14 protein-coding genes, 1 tRNA gene and 1 pseudogene are annotated in these 15,501 nt (G+C 72.0%); 15 read left to right on the forward strand and 1 reads right to left on the reverse strand.

Annotated features, from left to right (window positions below; genetic code table 11):
• The first annotated feature begins 574 nt into the window (after nucleotides 1–574).
• The 5 genes from H4N64_RS02650 to H4N64_RS02670 all read left to right on the forward strand — a co-directional run bounded on the left by H4N64_RS02650 (nucleotide 575) and on the right by H4N64_RS02670 (nucleotide 4,499).
• Nucleotides 575–2,380, forward strand: coding sequence for a sensor histidine kinase (locus tag H4N64_RS02650; RefSeq protein ID WP_186280423.1), 1,806 nt, complete (start codon nucleotides 575–577; stop codon nucleotides 2,378–2,380).
• 68 nt (nucleotides 2,381–2,448) lie between these two features.
• The gene (locus H4N64_RS02655; RefSeq protein ID WP_186280424.1) at nucleotides 2,449–2,883 is read left to right on the forward strand and encodes a roadblock/LC7 domain-containing protein; all 435 of its coding nucleotides are present in this window, start codon (nucleotides 2,449–2,451) and stop codon (nucleotides 2,881–2,883) included.
• A gap of 2 nt (nucleotides 2,884–2,885) precedes the next feature.
• Nucleotides 2,886–3,257 (forward strand): DUF742 domain-containing protein, encoded by a 372-nt coding sequence (locus H4N64_RS02660; protein ID WP_186280562.1) that lies wholly within the window; start codon nucleotides 2,886–2,888, stop codon nucleotides 3,255–3,257.
• A complete protein-coding gene (locus H4N64_RS02665; RefSeq protein WP_186280425.1) occupies nucleotides 3,235–3,852 on the forward strand; it encodes a GTP-binding protein in 618 nt (205 codons plus the stop codon). The genes H4N64_RS02660 and H4N64_RS02665 overlap by 23 nt, the downstream gene beginning before the upstream one ends.
• A gap of 59 nt (nucleotides 3,853–3,911) precedes the next feature.
• Nucleotides 3,912–4,499, forward strand: coding sequence for a GAF domain-containing protein (locus H4N64_RS02670; RefSeq protein WP_186280426.1), 588 nt, complete (start codon nucleotides 3,912–3,914; stop codon nucleotides 4,497–4,499).
• 18 nt (nucleotides 4,500–4,517) lie between these two features.
• Here H4N64_RS02670 and H4N64_RS02675 read toward each other — a convergent pair whose 3' ends face one another.
• Nucleotides 4,518–5,114, reverse strand: coding sequence for a GOLPH3/VPS74 family protein (locus tag H4N64_RS02675; protein WP_186280427.1), 597 nt, complete (start codon nucleotides 5,112–5,114; stop codon nucleotides 4,518–4,520).
• 240 nt (nucleotides 5,115–5,354) lie between these two features.
• Between H4N64_RS02675 and tdh the strand changes: the two genes are divergently transcribed.
• From tdh to H4N64_RS02725, 10 genes and pseudogenes are all read left to right on the forward strand, one after another.
• The gene (gene tdh / locus H4N64_RS02680) at nucleotides 5,355–6,383 is read left to right on the forward strand and encodes an L-threonine 3-dehydrogenase (protein WP_186280428.1); all 1,029 of its coding nucleotides are present in this window, start codon (nucleotides 5,355–5,357) and stop codon (nucleotides 6,381–6,383) included.
• A 20-nt stretch (nucleotides 6,384–6,403) separates the two neighbouring features.
• A complete protein-coding gene (locus H4N64_RS02685) occupies nucleotides 6,404–7,597 on the forward strand; it encodes a glycine C-acetyltransferase (protein ID WP_186280429.1) in 1,194 nt (397 codons plus the stop codon).
• Between the two features lie 17 nt (nucleotides 7,598–7,614).
• Nucleotides 7,615–8,517: a LysR substrate-binding domain-containing protein gene (locus tag H4N64_RS02690; RefSeq protein WP_186280430.1), complete on the forward strand. Its 903-nt coding sequence runs from the start codon at nucleotides 7,615–7,617 to the stop codon at nucleotides 8,515–8,517.
• Nucleotides 8,518–8,553: 36 nt separating this feature from the next.
• Nucleotides 8,554–9,927 carry a B12-binding domain-containing radical SAM protein gene (locus tag H4N64_RS02695; protein WP_186280431.1) on the forward strand — a complete coding sequence of 458 codons (1,374 nt, stop codon included), beginning with the start codon at nucleotides 8,554–8,556 and terminating at the stop codon, nucleotides 9,925–9,927.
• A 34-nt stretch (nucleotides 9,928–9,961) separates the two neighbouring features.
• Entirely contained in the window at nucleotides 9,962–10,537 is a 576-nt protein-coding gene (locus H4N64_RS02700; RefSeq protein WP_186280432.1) for a helix-turn-helix domain-containing protein, read from the forward strand.
• Nucleotides 10,534–11,040, forward strand: coding sequence for a GNAT family N-acetyltransferase (locus tag H4N64_RS02705; RefSeq protein ID WP_186280433.1), 507 nt, complete (start codon nucleotides 10,534–10,536; stop codon nucleotides 11,038–11,040). Before H4N64_RS02700 ends, H4N64_RS02705 begins: the two co-directional genes overlap by 4 nt.
• A 30-nt stretch (nucleotides 11,041–11,070) precedes the next feature.
• A complete protein-coding gene (locus tag H4N64_RS02710; protein WP_186280434.1) occupies nucleotides 11,071–11,430 on the forward strand; it encodes an MmcQ/YjbR family DNA-binding protein in 360 nt (119 codons plus the stop codon).
• A 119-nt stretch (nucleotides 11,431–11,549) separates the two neighbouring features.
• Nucleotides 11,550–12,828 (forward strand): annotated as a pseudogene (locus H4N64_RS02715) (MFS transporter).
• A gap of 79 nt (nucleotides 12,829–12,907) precedes the next feature.
• A tRNA-Pro gene (locus tag H4N64_RS02720) sits at nucleotides 12,908–12,984 on the forward strand.
• A gap of 393 nt (nucleotides 12,985–13,377) precedes the next feature.
• Nucleotides 13,378–15,501: a BTAD domain-containing putative transcriptional regulator gene (locus H4N64_RS02725; protein WP_186280435.1), complete on the forward strand. Its 2,124-nt coding sequence runs from the start codon at nucleotides 13,378–13,380 to the stop codon at nucleotides 15,499–15,501.

Below are 15,501 nucleotides of genomic sequence, written 5' to 3' on the forward strand. Positions count from 1 at the left end.
GCGCTACTGACCCGGAGAGCAGCGGCGAAAGCTCCCGTCCCGGCGGACCTGCTCGGAAGCTGGCGTCGCACTCCCCCCGTGAGTCGGCGGTGTCGCTGAAGCAGGGCACACCGTCGCCGACACCGCCGGTGACAGTCGGGCCAGAACCCCCGAGAGTGTGAAAACGGCATCGGCAGGTTGACCGCAGTCGGAGAAAAGGCGAACGGCGAGGGCCGGGGAGCGCGTGGCGCCCCGGCCCTCGCCGTTCGCCCGAGACCGCTTCCAATCAGGTGTGATCGAAGTCTTGTCGTTCGGGAGCGGAGTCTGCCGTCGGCTGTCGATCTCCCGTACGGGCCCTCATACCAGAGCCGGACGCTCCGTGTATGAGTTTGTCAACTGCCCACCGCACATGATGCGTTGGCGACTACTGTCAGTGTCCGTCGGGCGACGCAGGGCCGTTTTCTTCGGCTCTCTCGACCGACACCGCGATGGCGCACGCCCGACGCGCAGACCGAGCCGGGCGTCGTGTGGAACAGGCCGCCCCCGCCCGCGCTCCGGCCCGGCGGCACGCCCGACGGACAGTACGAGGACACCGATGTCTCACCTCCGCGCACCGGCCGCACGCGCAGACCGCCGTGAGGGCGGGCGGCACGGACGGCCGGTCGCTCGCCCCACCCCCGCGCTGCCCGAGACGCACATACGGCCGCAGCTCCTCCGGCTCGCCGTGCTGCCGCCGGTCGCCGTCGCCCTCGCCGCCTGCGCGGCCGTGCTGTTCACCGTCCGCACCACCGGCGCACGGCCGAGTCTGACCCTGTGGGGGATGCTCGCCGGCGCGGTCGCCGTGGCCCTGTCGGCCATGGTGATCGCCGCCGTGGTCGCCGACCGCACCGCCCGCTCCGTGAGCGAGCGCGTCGGCGCCCTGCGCCACAGCAGCGCCCGCGGCGAGGCCGATCTGCGCGCCCTCGTCGAAACGCTGCGCCGGGGCGACAGCCCGCCCCGGCGCAAGCCACGCAGCGGCCCGCCGGAGGACGCCGACGACTTCGAACTGCTCGCCGCCGACCTGGCCCGCGCCCACGACGGAGCCGTCACCGCCGTCGTCAAGGCCGCCCAACTGTCCAGTCAGGCAGGCAGCGAACAGAAGCTGGAGGTCTTCGTCAACCTGGCGCGGCGCCTGCAGTCGCTGGTGCACCGCGAGATCTCCATCCTCGACGAGCTGGAGAACGAGATCGAGGATCCCGACCTGCTCAAGGGCCTCTTCCACGTCGACCACCTCGCCACCCGGATCCGCCGTCACGCCGAGAATCTCGCTGTCCTCGGCGGCGCCGTCTCGCGCCGCCAGTGGAGCAACCCGGTCTCCATGACCGAGGTGCTGCGCTCGGCCATCGCCGAGGTCGAGCAGTACTCCCGGGTCAAGCTCGTGCCGCCGATCGACGGCACCCTGCGCGGACACGCGGTCGCCGACGTCATCCACCTGCTCGCCGAACTCGTCGAGAACGCCACCGTGTTCTCCGCCCCGCACACCCAGGTACTGCTGCGCGCCAACCTCGTCACCTCGGGGCTCGCCGTCGAGGTCGAGGACCGCGGACTCGGCATGCCGGTCGGCGAACAGGAGCGGATGAACGCCCTGCTCGCCGACCCCGACCAGGTCAACGTCGCCAGCCTGCTCGCCGACGGCCGCATCGGCCTGTTCGTGGTCTCCCAGCTCGCCCGACGGCACGGCATCAACGTCCGGCTCCAGACCAACATCTACGGCGGAGTACAGGCCGTACTCGTCGTACCGCAGGGGCTGCTGGGCACCGGGCCGGGCGGCGCCCAGGCAGCCGGGGCCCCGCAAGTACCGCAGCCGCAGTCGGCCGTGCCGCCCCCCTCGCCGACCGCGCCGCAGCGGCCGGACCCGCGGGCCGCGGCGCCCATGGCCAACGGCGTCGGACCCGTGCCGCTGCCCGTGCGCGGCGCCCAGGAGGCGCGGCGCAACATCGCGGAGGCCGTGCCCGGCATCAGGCCCGAGGACCGGGCGGTCGTCGCCGAGCACACCGTCGCCCCGCCCACCCCGCGCTCCGGCGCCGTGCGCGGCACCATGGGCAGGCCCCAACTGCCCCGGCGCCGCGCCCAGGAACACATCGCCCCCCAATTGCGCGACGGTCCCACGCCGCGCCAGGAACCCGAGCACCTCGCCGGACACGACCCCGGACTGATGGCCGCCTTCCAACGCGGGATCGGCCTCGCCGAGGCACAGCAGCACCTGGAGTCGGAGCATCCGGACCAGCTCGGCTCCGACGCCCTCACCGCGGACTTCATGGAGGCGGACGTGACCCCGGCGCGCATACCGGAGGCGCGCCCCGCACACCTGTCCCGCTCCGAGCACACCAACCGGCACGACGGGAGCGCATCAGCCGGATGACCAGGCACGCACCCACCCCCACCCCCAGCGCTCCGTCAGACCTTCGTACCTCAAGGAGTCGATCCACCATGGCGAGCGAAGCGCCGACCGGCCATGCATCCGATCTCGACTGGCTGATGAGCGGCCTCGTGCAGCGCGTACCGCACACGAACAGTGCGGTGCTCCTCTCCTGCGACGGGCTCGTCAAGTCGGTCTACGGCCTCGACCCGGACAGCGCCGACCACATGGCGGCCCTGGCCTCCGGCCTGTACTCCCTCGGCCGCAGCGCCGGGGTCCGCTTCGGCGACGGCGGAGACGTCCGCCAGGTCGTCGTCGAACTCGACTCGACGCTACTGTTCGTGACCACCGCCGGATCCGGCACCTGTCTCGCCGTACTGGCAGGACGTGACGCCGACGCCGCCGTCCTCGGCTACGAGATGGCGATGCTGGTCAAGAGCGTCCGCCCCTACCTGGTGACCGCACCCCGGCAGCACACCGTCGAACCGTCGGCGTCGAGGCCTTGAGCGTGGCGGCGGCCGGCGACGGGCCCTGGCTCGACGACGCGGCCGGACGACTGGTGCGCCCCTTCACGGTCAGCAACGGCCGGACCCGGCCCACCGTCGCCCTCGACCTGATCTCCCAGGTGATGGCCACCGGGGCGACCCCCCTCGGCTATCTGGGCCCCGAACACACGGAGGCGCTCGACCTGTGCCGCGCCCACGTCTCGGTCGCCGAGGTCGCGGCCCACCTGAAGCTGCCGGCGGCAGTCACCAAGGTGCTGCTGTCGGACCTCGTCGACTGCGGGGCGCTCACCACCAAGCCCCCCGAGTTCCACCACAACCCCACTGACCGGGCTCTTCTGGAGGCAGTGCTCGATGGACTACGACGACAGCTCTGACTACGACGGCGGCACCGACCCCTTCCCCACCGCGCTGAAGATCCTGGTGGCGGGCGGGTTCGGGGCCGGCAAGACGACCTTCGTCGGCGCCGTCAGCGAGATCGCACCGCTCAGCACCGAGGAGCTGCTCACCACGGTCAGCGCCGCGACCGACAATCTCGACGGCGTCGAGAACAAGGTCGAGACCACGGTCGCCATGGACTTCGGCCGCATCACACTCGACCCCCAGCATGTGCTGTACCTGTTCGGCACACCCGGACAGGAACGGTTCTGGTTCATGTGGGACGAGCTCTGCGAAGGCGCGCTCGGCGCCGTCATCCTCGCCGACACCCGGCGCCTGGAGGACTGCTTCGCCGCCGTCGACTTCTTCGAACAGCGCGGCCTCGGCTTCATCCTCGCGATCAACGAGTTCGACGGCGCCTACCGCTACGACCCCGAGGAGGTGCGCGCCGCCATCGACCTCGACCCCGGGATCCCCGTCGTGCGCTGCGACGCCCGGATCTCCAGCTCGGGCGTCCAGACCCTGCTGACCCTGGTCAAACACCTCATCGCGCACGCCCCGGCCCCCGCGACCGGCCACGGCGCCCATATGTGATCCCCGCACACCCCACGGAGCCCGCCTATGCAGTACGCCCATATCGATGGAGTGCGCCGATGAGCTACGACCCGCCCCGCCCGGCAGGTCGACTGCTGCTCACGCCCGAGGACAAGGAGGCACCCGCCCGAGCGGACCGGCTGCGCCGACTCGGCCTCGGGGAGCGGACGGAGCCCGTCCTCGACGCCTACGCCGACGCTCTCGCCGAGGTGACCGGGGCGCCGTACGCCATGGTCAACTTCATCGACGAGAACCGGCAGTTCTTCGCCGGCCTGCACCTTCCGGCTGCCGCACTGTTCGTGAAGGGCGACGGCACCAGTCCGGAAGTCGGCCGCACCCTGCCGCGCGACCACGGGTTCTGCCCCCATGTGGTGGTCCGGCGCAAGGCGCTCGTCCTGGAGGACGTCTGCGACTATCCGCGGTTCGCGGGCAACCCCGTCGTCGACGAGTTCGGCATCCGCTCCTATCTCGGCGCACCGCTGATCGAGAGTACGGGGATGGTGCTCGGCACCGTGTGCGTCGTCGACGTGGAGCCACGGCCGTGGGGGAGGCCGGGCCTGGAGACGATCAAGGCGTCGGCCGCGGATCTCGTCGCCCGGCTGGAGCGACGGGAGGGCGACGGGCTGCCGATCCAGACGGGTCGTTGATCCAGACGGGTCGTTGATCTAGAAGCCCCGCCACACGTTGTCGAACGCGGCGTCCTCGATCGACCGCCGCTGCCGTACCGCCTCCAGTTCCATCACCGCGTGGCCCACGGCGGCCAGCACGGTCGTGACGGTGTCGTCGGTGAGGTTCTCGGGGGGCGCGGTCTCGTCCTCGATGCCGACGGCCGCGGCCAGCGCGGTGAGGACGGGCTCGCCGGACGCCCGGCGCTCCTCGGCGCGGCTGCGGGCCGGGGACTCGACGGGCACGGCCCGTCCGGACCGCAACGGGAAACGGGGCCCGCGCCTACGGGCGGTCAGGCCGATCTTCTCCAGATCGTCGACGTAGGCCGAGGAGAGCTCGCGGCCCCGGCGCCACAGCCAGTCCTCGATCGTCTCGAAGGGCTCCTGCCGGACCAGCGACGCGGTGGCCTCGTCCAGCAGGCGGTCACCCGTCGCCGACTTCGGGCCCGGTACGAGGCGGTCGTCGTCCAGCGTGAGCGCCCCGGCCGCCACCAGGTCCAGCACCTCGGCTCCCGCGAGCGCGAGCGAGAGGTCGCCCTGCTCCACGGAGCGACTGGGCTCCAGGGCGACGATCGCGAGATCCCGTGCGGTGTTCATGAGCGGCTCCAGAGGCGTCGGCCGGGCGGTGTCCCGCGTTCATTGTCGCTGGTGTCGCGGGGGCGTGGGGGGTCTTACGGGCCCCGGTGTGAAGGAGATCTGCGGCTCCGCTTAAGAAATCCTCGATGGACCGGGGACGGCTTCGTACGGCAGATTGCTGGGCGATTCCACTCCTCTCCCCGGTTGCGGGCGCCTTCGGCATGCCCGGACCCGGGGTCGTACCCCTCAGGAGCCGTACGCGTGAAGGCGCTGGTCAAGGAGAAGGCGGAGCCCGGGCTGTGGCTCGCGGACGTCCCGGAGCCCGCCGTCGGACCCGGCGACGTACTCATCAAGGTGCTGCGCACCGGCATCTGCGGCACCGATCTGCACATCCGGTCCTGGGACGGCTGGGCGCAGCAGGCGATCCGCACCCCGCTGGTGCTCGGCCACGAGTTCGTCGGCGAGGTCGTCGAGACCGGCCGGGACGTCACCGACATCAGGCCCGGCGACCGGGTCAGCGGAGAGGGCCATCTGGTGTGCGGCAAGTGCCGCAACTGCCTGGCCGGACGCCGTCATCTGTGCCGGGCCACGGTCGGGCTCGGGGTCGGACGCGACGGCGCGTTCGCCGAGTACGTCGCCCTGCCCGCCGCCAACGTCTGGGTGCACCGGGTCCCGGTCGACCTCGATGTCGCCGCGATCTTCGACCCGTTCGGCAACGCCGTGCACACCGCGCTGTCCTTCCCGCTGGTCGGCGAGGACGTCCTGATCACCGGCGCGGGCCCGATCGGTCTGATGGCCGCCGCGGTCGCCCGGCACGCGGGTGCCCGCAATGTCGTCATCACCGATGTCAGCGAGGAACGCCTGGGCCTGGCCCGCAAGGTCGGCGTGAGCCTGGCGCTGAACGTGGCGGAGACCCGGATCGCCGACGGACAGCGGGAGTTGGGCCTGCGCGAGGGCTTCGACATCGGCCTGGAGATGTCCGGCCGCCCCGAGGCCATGCGCGACATGATCGCCAACATGACGCACGGCGGCCGGATCGCGATGCTCGGCCTGCCCGCCGAGGAGTTCGCGGTCGACTGGGCCCGGATCGTCACCTCGATGATCACCATCAAGGGCATCTACGGCCGTGAGATGTTCGAGACCTGGTACGCGATGTCCGTCCTGCTGGAGGCCGGCCTCGACCTCACCCCCGTGATCACCGGCCGGTACGACTACCGCGACTTCGAGTCGGCCTTCGCCGACGCGGCGAGCGGCCGTGGCGGCAAGGTCATCCTCGACTGGACCGCGTAACCCCCTTAGGAGCCTTTTCGATGTTCGACTCCGTGCGCGACGACCTGCGCGCCACCCTCGACGAGATCCGCGCCGCCGGTCTGCACAAGCCCGAGCGCGTGATCGACACCCCGCAGTCCGCGACCGTCAACGTCAGCGCGGGCGGCCGCCCCGGTGAGGTCCTCAACTTCTGCGCCAACAACTACCTCGGCCTGGCCGACCACCCCGAGGTGATCGCCGCCGCCCACCGGGCGCTGGACCGCTGGGGCTACGGCATGGCGTCCGTGCGGTTCATCTGCGGCACGCAGGAGGTGCACAAGGAGCTGGAGGCGCGGCTTTCGGCCTTCCTCGGGCAGGAGGACACGATCCTGTACTCCTCCTGCTTCGACGCCAACGGCGGTGTCTTCGAGACCCTGCTCGGCCCTGAGGACGCGGTGATCTCCGACGCCCTCAACCACGCCTCCATCATCGACGGCATCCGGCTGTCCAAGGCCCGCCGCTTCCGCTACGCCAACCGTGATCTGGCCGATCTGGAAGCCCAGTTGAAGGAGGCCCAGTCGGCGCGCCGCCGGCTGATCGTCACCGACGGTGTCTTCTCCATGGACGGCTATGTGGCGCCCCTCGCCGAGATCTGCGACCTCGCCGACCGCTACGACGCCATGGTCATGGTCGACGACTCCCACGCGGTCGGCTTCGTCGGCCCCGGCGGCCGTGGCACCCCCGAGCTGCACGGCGTCATGGACCGCGTCGACATCATCACCGGCACCCTCGGCAAGGCCCTCGGCGGCGCCTCCGGCGGCTATGCGGCGGCCCGCGCGGAGATCGTCGCCCTGCTCCGGCAGCGGTCCCGGCCGTACCTCTTCTCGAACACCCTCGCCCCGGTCATCGCCGCGGCCTCCCTGAAGGTGCTCGATCTGCTGGAGTCGGCCGACGACCTGCGCGTCCGGCTGAACGAGAACACCGCGCTGTTCCGCCGTCGGATGACCGAGGAGGGCTTCGACATCCTCCCCGGCGACCACGCCATCGCGCCCGTGATGATCGGTGACGCGGCCGTCGCCGGCCGGATGGCGGAGCTGCTGCTGGAGCGCGGTGTGTATGTGATCGGCTTCTCCTACCCTGTGGTGCCGCAGGGCCAGGCCCGCATCCGGGTGCAGCTGTCCGCCGCACACTCCACCGAGGACGTGAACCGGGCCGTGGACGCCTTCGTCGCCGCCCGGGCGGAGCTGGCCGGCTGACCTGAGAGAATCGATTGGTGATCGAAGCGCGGCGGCTCCACATCCTCCGTGCGGTGGCCGACCATCGCACGGTGACGGCGGCTGCCGCCGCGCTGTACCTCACGCCCTCGGCCGTGTCGCAGCAGCTCACCGCGCTGGAGCAGGAGACGGGCCACCGCCTGGTGGAGCGCGGCGCCAAGGGCGTACGGCTCACCCCGGCCGGTGAGATCCTGCTCAGCCACACCAACGCCGTCCTCGCCCAGCTGGAGCGCGCCGAGGCGGAGCTGGCCGCCTACGGCTCCGGGGCGGCCGGCACGGTCACCGTCGCCGCCTTCGCGACCGGGATCGCCCAGGTCGTCGCCCCGGCCGTGGCCCGCCTCGCCGAGTCGGCGCCCGGCATCAGGATCCGGGTCCAGGACGCCGAGGGCGACGCCAGCCTGCCGATGGTGCTGGACCGGCAGGTCGACATCGCGGTGGCCGTCGAGTACCGCGGGGCCCCACCCGCCGACGACCCCCGGCTGAGCCATGTCCCGCTGTACGCGGAGCCCTTCGACGCGGTGGTGCCGATGACCCACCGGCTGGCCGATGCGGCCGAGGTGCCGTTGGGGGAACTGGCCAAGGACCCGTGGATCGGGCCGTACCCCGGAAACCCCTGCCATGACGTGGTCGTCCTCGCCTGCGAGAGCGCCGGGTTCCAGCCACGCCTGGAACACTCCTCGGACGACTTCCGCGCGGTCGTGGCGCTGGCCTCGGCGGACGCGGGCGTCGCCCTGGTCCCGCGCTCGGCGCTGCGCGGCATGGACCTCACCGGGGTGGTCGTGCGCCCGGTCGACGGGGTCGCGCCCACCCGCCGGGTCTTCGCGGCCGTACGCCGTGGCGCCGAGGAGCACCCGCTGATCCGCCCGGTGCTGGACGCTCTGCGGGCGGCGGCCGAAGGGTAGGGAACCGGCCACAGGGTGAACACAGTCTCGGTTGTCATGCATGTGACGATGATCCTCCCGGCCCTGACCGAGGCGACGAGCCCCCTGTTCCGGCCCATCAAGTACTCGCTGTTCCCGCCGCTCGGCCTCGCCACCCTGGCCGGCTACCTGGATCCCGACGACGAGGTCACCCTCCATGACGAGCACGTCGAGCGGATCGACCTGGAGTCCCTCGACACCCCAGACCTGCTGGTGATCCAGCCGTACATCACCTCGGCCCGGCGCAGCTACGAGATAGCCGACCACTTCCGCGCCCGGGGCGTCCATGTCGCCATGGGCGGCCTGCATGTCACCTCGCTGCCCGAGGAGGCGGCGGCCCACGCCGACACGATCTTCACCGGCCCCGGGGAGGACACCTGGCCGCTGTTCCTGAAGGACTTCCGCGACGGCGTCCCCGCGCGGCGCTACGACTCGCAGCAGCGGACCCTGGCCGGACTTCCGCCGGTACGACGGGACCTGATCAAGCGTCACCTCTATCTGGTGCCGAACTCGATCGTCGTCTCCCGGGGTTGCCCGCACCACTGCGACTTCTGCTACAAGGACGCCTTCTTCGAGGGCGGGAAGTCCTTCTACACCCAGACCGTCGACGACGCCCTCGCGGAGATCGACCGCCTCCCCGGCCGGCACCTGTACTTCCTGGACGACCATCTGCTCGGCAACCGCCGCTTCGCCGAGGCCCTGTTCGACGGCATGAAGGGCATGGGACGGCTGTGGCAGGCGGCCGGGACGGTCAACTCGGTACTGAAACCGGACCTGTTGGAGCGTGCGGTGGAGGCGGGGCTGCGCAGTCTGTTCGTCGGCTTCGAGACCGTCAACGACGCCAACCTCGCCGAGCGCCGCAAGAACCAGAACATCGGCACCGACTACGCGGCGGCGGTACGGCGCCTGCATGACGCCGGGGTCATGGTCAACGCCAGTTTCGTCTTCGGGCTCGACCAGGACGGGCCCGATGTCTTCGACCGCACGGTGGCCTGGGCGGTGGAACAGGGGATCGAGACGGCGACCTTCCACATCATGACGCCGTATCCGTCGACGGGGCTGTGGAAGCAGTTGGAGGCCGAGGACCGGATCGTGCACCGGGACTGGGATCTGTACGACACGCGTCATGTCGTCTACCGGCCCAAGGGCATGACGCCACGTCAGCTGGAGGACGGCTACTGGCGGGCGTACCGCGACTTCTACCGCTGGTCCAACATCTGGCGGGGCGCCGGTGCTCAGCCCGGTACGCATGAGCGGCTGCGGCATCTCGCGTACGCGGGCGGGTGGAAGAAGTTCGAGCCCGCGTGGGATCTGCTGATCAGGTCGAAGCGGGTGGTGCGGGCGCTGCCGGCGCTGGAGCGGACGCTGGCGGCCTTCGGCGGCAGGGAGTAACAGTTCGTTGCGTATCTGGGATAGGGTCCCGGATATGAAACAGAGCGTGGATCTGAATCCCGTCGACGCCCGGCTCGGCGCGCGGCTGGCCGAGCTGCGGGCCGAGCGCGGCTGGTCGCTGGGTGAGGTCGCGGAGCGCAGCGGGATCAGCAAGTCGACCCTGTCCCGGGCCGAGCGCGCGGAGATCAGCCCCACCGCCTCGCTGCTGAACCGGCTGTGTGGCGTGTACGGGCGGACCATGTCCCAGCTGCTCAGCGAGGTCGAGTCCGAGCCCGCCCTGCTGGTGCGGGCCGCTGAGCAGCAGGTCTGGGAGGACCGGGCCTCCGGGTTCGTACGGCGCTCCGTGTCCCCGCCCCATCCCGGGCTGCGCGGCGAGCTGGTCGAGGGGCGGCTCGCCGCGGGTGCCGACATCGCCTACGACCGGCCGCCCGTGCCGGGTCTGGAGCAGCACATCTGGGTGCTCGAAGGGGCGCTCGACGTCACGGCTCAGGATGCCGAGCACCATCTGGACGCCGGGGACTGTCTGCGGCTGCGGGTGTGGGGGCCGACGCGGTTCCGGTGCGCAGGGCCGGATGAGGCGCGGTATGTGCTGGCGGTGGTGCTGCCGTGATCCTCTCGCGACTGGACGAAGCCCAACTGCCGGCGTGCACCGGCGAGTTGGCGGACCTGATGGTGGACACCGTGGACGCGGGCGCCTCGATCGGCTTCCTCGCGCCTTTGGACCGTGCGGTGGCGGAGGCCTGGTGGAAGTCGCGGGCGGACGGGCAGTTCGCGGTGTGGGTGGCGCGCGACGGCGAGCGGATCGTCGGCACCGTCAGTCTGGCCTTCCCCGACAAGCCCAACAGCCGCCACCGCGCCGAGCTGGTCAAGCTCATGGTGCACCGGGACGCCCGTGGGCGCGGCCTCGGCCGTACGCTCCTGACCACCGCCGAGGAGGCGGCCGCCGCCGCGGGCATCACCCTCCTCCATCTGGACACCGAGACCGACAGCCCCGCCGAGCACCTCTACCGCTCGGCCGGCTGGACCCGGGCCGGGGTGATCCCCGACTATGCCGCCGACCCCGGCGGGGTGCTGCGCGGGACGACCCTCTACTACAAACGCGTGCGCGCGTGACTGTCAGTGGGAGCGGCTACGGTGCCTGCCATGCAGGATGCCGAAGACGTACGCCGTACCGCCCTGTCCCTGCCGGACACCACGGAGAAGATCGCCTGGAGCATGCCCACGTTCCGGGTGGCGGGGAAGATGTTCGCGACGCTGCCCGAGGACGAGACCTCCATCGCCGTGCGCTGCCCCAAGGAGGAGCGCGACGAACTGGTGCTGGCCGAACCGGAGAAGTTCTGGATCGCCGACCACGAAGCACAGTTCGCCTGGGTTCGGGTCCGGCTCGCGGCGCTGGAGGACGAGGACGAGCTGCGGGACATCCTCGCCGACTCCTGGCGCCAGGCGGCGCCCACCCGACTCCTCGACGCCTACCCGGAGTTGGGGCTGCCGACCGCGGACTGAAATCCCCTCGGGCGTTGTCAGTGCCGCGTGGCATGATCCGAAGGCGTGTGGGGGGAGCCGGGGCGGGAGGGGACCCCGGCTCCCCCCACATCCGGTTCACGGGGAGGGGAGCGCGGGGCATGGCAAGGGGGCTGTCGAAGGCGTCGGCCGGGGTTCATCCGGTCTGGTCACGTGACTTCGCCCTGTTCTTCGTCGCCCGTGCCGTGGCCCGGCTCGGCGACACCATGCTGCCGGTGGCCCTCGCCGCCGGACTGCTCCAGCACGGTTACGGCGCGGGCGCGGTCGGCCTCGCCATGGCCGCCACGGCCGCCGCCTTCGCCGGGTTCGTCGTCTTCGGTGGAGTGATCGCCGACCGCTTCAGCACGCGCAGGCTGATGATCGGCGCCGACGTGGTGCGCCTCGGCACTCAGGCGCTCGCCGCGGGCCTGTTCTTCTCCGGCCATGTGGTGCTGTGGGAGATCTGCGCGATCGGCTTCGTCAACGGCGTCGCGGGCGCCGTCTTCCAACCCGGCGTCGCCAGTACGACACCCCGGCTCGCCACCGACGTCCAGGGAGCGAACGGCGCCATACGCATCGCGGAGTCCGCCGCCCAGCTCGCCGGCCCCGCGCTCGCCGGTCTCCTGGTGGGCCTCGCCTCACCGGGCGGCGTCTTCGCGGCCCACGCGGCGACCGGTGAGCGCCCTGTGCCTCCTGCTGCTCCGCCTGCCCCCGCTCACCCCCGGCAGCGCGCCGATACCGAGCACCTTCCGGGCGGACCTGGTCGAGGGCTGGCGGGAGTTCCGCGCACGCACCTGGCTCTGGGGCGTCATAGCCGTCTGGTGCCTCTACATGCTCATGGTCTGGGGCCCGAGCCTCCCCCTGGTCGCGACCGAGGTGGTCCAAGGCCACGGCCCCGGCGCCTACGGCCTGATCAACTCCGCCCTGGGCGCGGGCACGGTGATCGGCGGCCTCCTCGCCCTGCGTCTGCGCCCCCGCCGCATGCTCCACGCCGGCGCGATCAGCCTCTTCGCCTTCGTCGGCTTCCCGGCGACGGTGGGGCTCGGCCTCGACGTACCGGCGATGGCGGCGGGCGCCGCCGTGGCCGGGGCGGGCATGTCCTTCTGGAGCGTGATGTGGGCGACCACCGTCCAGACCCAGGTCCCGCCCGACGTCCTCAACCGCATCCACGCCTACGACGTGGCCGGCTCCCTCGCGATGATGCCGGTGGGCCAGGCCCTGGCGGGCCCGTCCGCGTCGGCCCTGGGCGCCGAGAACGTGCTGCTGGTCGCGGGCGTGATGAGCCTGGTCGTGGCGGCCGCGCTGCTCGCGGTACGGCCGATCCGCGCCCTGGAACGCGCCGGCACACCCACCGCCGGATCGATACCCGCCGGGGAGCCGGAGCGGGCACGCGCCGAATAACCGGTGCGCGACCACGGACCCGAGTGCGGTATTGTTTCCCTGTTCGTTCGGCCAGGGGAAAGCCCAGGTCAGACGGCATCGGGACGTGGCGCAGCTTGGTAGCGCACTTGACTGGGGGTCAAGGGGTCGCAGGTTCAAATCCTGTCGTCCCGACCAGCTTTGATGCAGGTCGGAAGCCGTTCTCCCGCTTACGGGAGGGCGGCTTTTCGTGTTCCCGGCGGGCGGGTGGTCGCACTGTGGTCGCGGGCCCGGTTTGGCGTTGGTTCGTGGTGGTGCAGAAGGACGGCGGGGCGGGGGAGCGGAGCCGGTCGACGGCTTCGCGCAGCCGCTGGATGTGGTCGCGTGGTGGTCGCAGTTGCTTCAGCCGGGCCTGCTGAGTCGTGATCTCGTAACCGAGAAACCGTCCTTGCCTCGCAGTTCCCTCATCGGCGTGACGACCTCTCCGTGCCGCCCGCTGACCGGGTGACGCGGTAGTGGGAGCAGGTGACCGAGCGGCTGAGGTGTTCCAGGCGTAGATTCGAAGTGTCGGCCGCGAAGGCGGTGTCGCGCATGTTCGAATTGCGAATCCGGTTGCTCGGCGGCTTCAGGGCCGATGTCGGTCGACGGGAGATCGCCGACGGGGAGTGGCGACTCAGAAAGGCGAAGAGCCTGGTCAAACTGCTGGCGCTGGCGCCGGGCCACCGTCTCCACCGGGAGCAGGTCATGGACGTGCTGTGGCCGGAGCTCAGTCCGGAGGCCGGCGACAACCAGCTGCGCAAGGTGCTGCACGAGGCGCGGCGCACCCTTGATCCGGATCCGGCGGCGACCTACCGCTACCTGGAGTCGGGTGAGCGGCTGGGGCTCTGTCGGGCGGTGACCTGGGTCGACGTCGAAGCATTCGAGGACGCGGCGCTTCAGGCGCGGCGCGCGGGGGATCCGGCGGAATACCGGCGGGCGATCGCGCTGTACGGCGGGGACCTGCTTCCGGAGGACCGCTACGCGGAGTGGGCGATCGAACGCGCGGAGGCACTGCGGGCCGAGTACCTCGCTCTGCTGGTGGAGCTGGGCCGGTTGCTGGAGGCCCGCGTCGACTTCGACTCGGCCGCCGCGGTGCTGCGCACGGCGGTGGGGATCGACCCGCCGTATGAAGACGCGGCCGTGGCGCTGATGCGGGTGTATGCGCTGGCGGGCCGGCGGCATGAAGCGCTCGGGGAGTACCGGCGGCTGCGGGCGGCCATGGAGCGCGAGTCGGCTGCGGGCCCCGGCCCGGCCGCTGAGCGACTGCACGAGCAGATCCGGACCGGCCAGGTCTTCCAGCCGGAGCTGACCGGCGACCTGTGGGGGCAGGTGGGCGATCTGCGGATGCTCTCCGGGGACGCCGCCGGCGCGGCTGCCGCGTACACCTGCGCGCTGGACGCGGCCGGGCGCGGTCCGCGGGACCTGACCGGCGTCGCACTGCACCGCAAGGCGGCGACGGCGTACCTCCAGCAGCACGACAGCGAGGCCGCGGGGCTGCACCTGCGGGTCGCCGAGGAGTGGCGGGGAGCGGCCCACGAGGACCGGGCCGAGGCCGGGCGGGTGCGCGGAGTGCGGGCGAACTGGCTGTGGGAGGTGGGCCGTTACGCCGAGGCGCAGCAGGCGGCCGAGGCGAGCCGGCACGCCGCCGAGCGGTACGGCACGTCCGAGGACGTGGCCGCTGCCGAAGAGCAGCTGGCCATCGTCCACCACTGCCGGGGGAACTGGCGGGAAGGCCTGCACAGCGAGATCGAGCGGCTCGGGGCCGGCGCGGACAAGGACGCCACGCTGGCGCGGATCTTCGACATCCACTGCTGCATCGGGCAGTACCACCTGTACGGCGACGGCCTCAGCGACAGCGTCGAGGAGTACGCCCGGCGCACGCTGGATCTGGCATTGTCGCGTGGCGCACGCCGGGCCGAGGCGTTCGCGTGGTGCCTGCTCGGTGAGTCGCTGCTGCTCCAGGGCCGTTGGGACGAGGCCGCGGGGTGCCTGGAGCGCAGCGCACAGATCCACGACGAACTCGGCGGCCGGTCCAGCGCGCTGCCGCGGCAGCGGCTGGCCGAGCTCGCCGCCGGCCGCGGTGACAGCGAGGCGGTGGCGGGGCAGCTGCGGCGGGGCATGGCCGCCGCGGCGATCTCCCCCTTGGCCCAGCACGCCTTCGGGCGGCTGTATGCGACGGCAGCCTTCGACGCGGTCGAGCGCGGAGAGCCCGCCGAAGCGGTAAGGGCGGCACGCTCGGCATCGGCCGCCGCCGCCAGGTACGGCGAATGCCCCAGTTGTACGGCGCTGCTCTACCCCGTGGCGGCCGAGGCGTTCGCCGCCCTGGGCGACGCGGCCGGAGCGGCCGAGCACGCGCGGGCGGCCGAACGCGTGGCGGGCCTGTTCCGGAGCTCCGCATGGAGCGCGATGGCCGAGACCGCCTCCGGCGCACTGGCCGAGGTGCGGGGCGAGCCCTCCGAGGCGCGGCGGCGGCACCTGGCGGCGGCAGAGCTGTACGGGCGGGCCCGGCAGCCGTACTGGGCCGCCCGGTCGAAGGTGCGGGCCGCGCTCGCCGGTCCGCGGCCGACGGGGGACCAGGGGCTCCTGGACGAGGCAGCCGCCACCTTCGAGGCGCTCGGGGCCGAGCGCCCGCTGCGCGCGGTCGCCGTCGTACCGCAGGGCTCCGGAGGAAGGTGA

This window comes from Streptomyces cupreus (assembly GCF_014257025.1).
Taxonomy (GTDB): Bacteria; Actinomycetota; Actinomycetes; order Streptomycetales; family Streptomycetaceae; genus Streptomyces; species Streptomyces cupreus.

Excerpts from the sequence above, each read along its gene's own strand:
- H4N64_RS02650 (WP_186280423.1), top strand. The coding sequence starts at position 575 with ATGTCTCACCTCCGCGCACCGGCCGCACGCGCAGACCGCCGTGAGGGC.
- H4N64_RS02655 (WP_186280424.1), top strand. The coding sequence starts at position 2,449 with ATGGCGAGCGAAGCGCCGACCGGCCATGCATCCGATCTCGACTGGCTG.
- H4N64_RS02665 (WP_186280425.1), top strand. The coding sequence starts at position 3,235 with ATGGACTACGACGACAGCTCTGACTACGACGGCGGCACCGACCCCTTC.
- H4N64_RS02670 (WP_186280426.1), top strand. The coding sequence starts at position 3,912 with ATGAGCTACGACCCGCCCCGCCCGGCAGGTCGACTGCTGCTCACGCCC.
- H4N64_RS02675 (WP_186280427.1), bottom strand. The coding sequence starts at position 5,114 with ATGAACACCGCACGGGATCTCGCGATCGTCGCCCTGGAGCCCAGTCGC.
- H4N64_RS02685 (WP_186280429.1), top strand. The coding sequence starts at position 6,404 with ATGTTCGACTCCGTGCGCGACGACCTGCGCGCCACCCTCGACGAGATC.
- H4N64_RS02695 (WP_186280431.1), top strand. The coding sequence starts at position 8,554 with ATGCATGTGACGATGATCCTCCCGGCCCTGACCGAGGCGACGAGCCCC.
- H4N64_RS02700 (WP_186280432.1), top strand. The coding sequence starts at position 9,962 with ATGAAACAGAGCGTGGATCTGAATCCCGTCGACGCCCGGCTCGGCGCG.
- H4N64_RS02710 (WP_186280434.1), top strand. The coding sequence starts at position 11,071 with ATGCAGGATGCCGAAGACGTACGCCGTACCGCCCTGTCCCTGCCGGAC.
- H4N64_RS02725 (WP_186280435.1), top strand. The coding sequence starts at position 13,378 with ATGTTCGAATTGCGAATCCGGTTGCTCGGCGGCTTCAGGGCCGATGTC.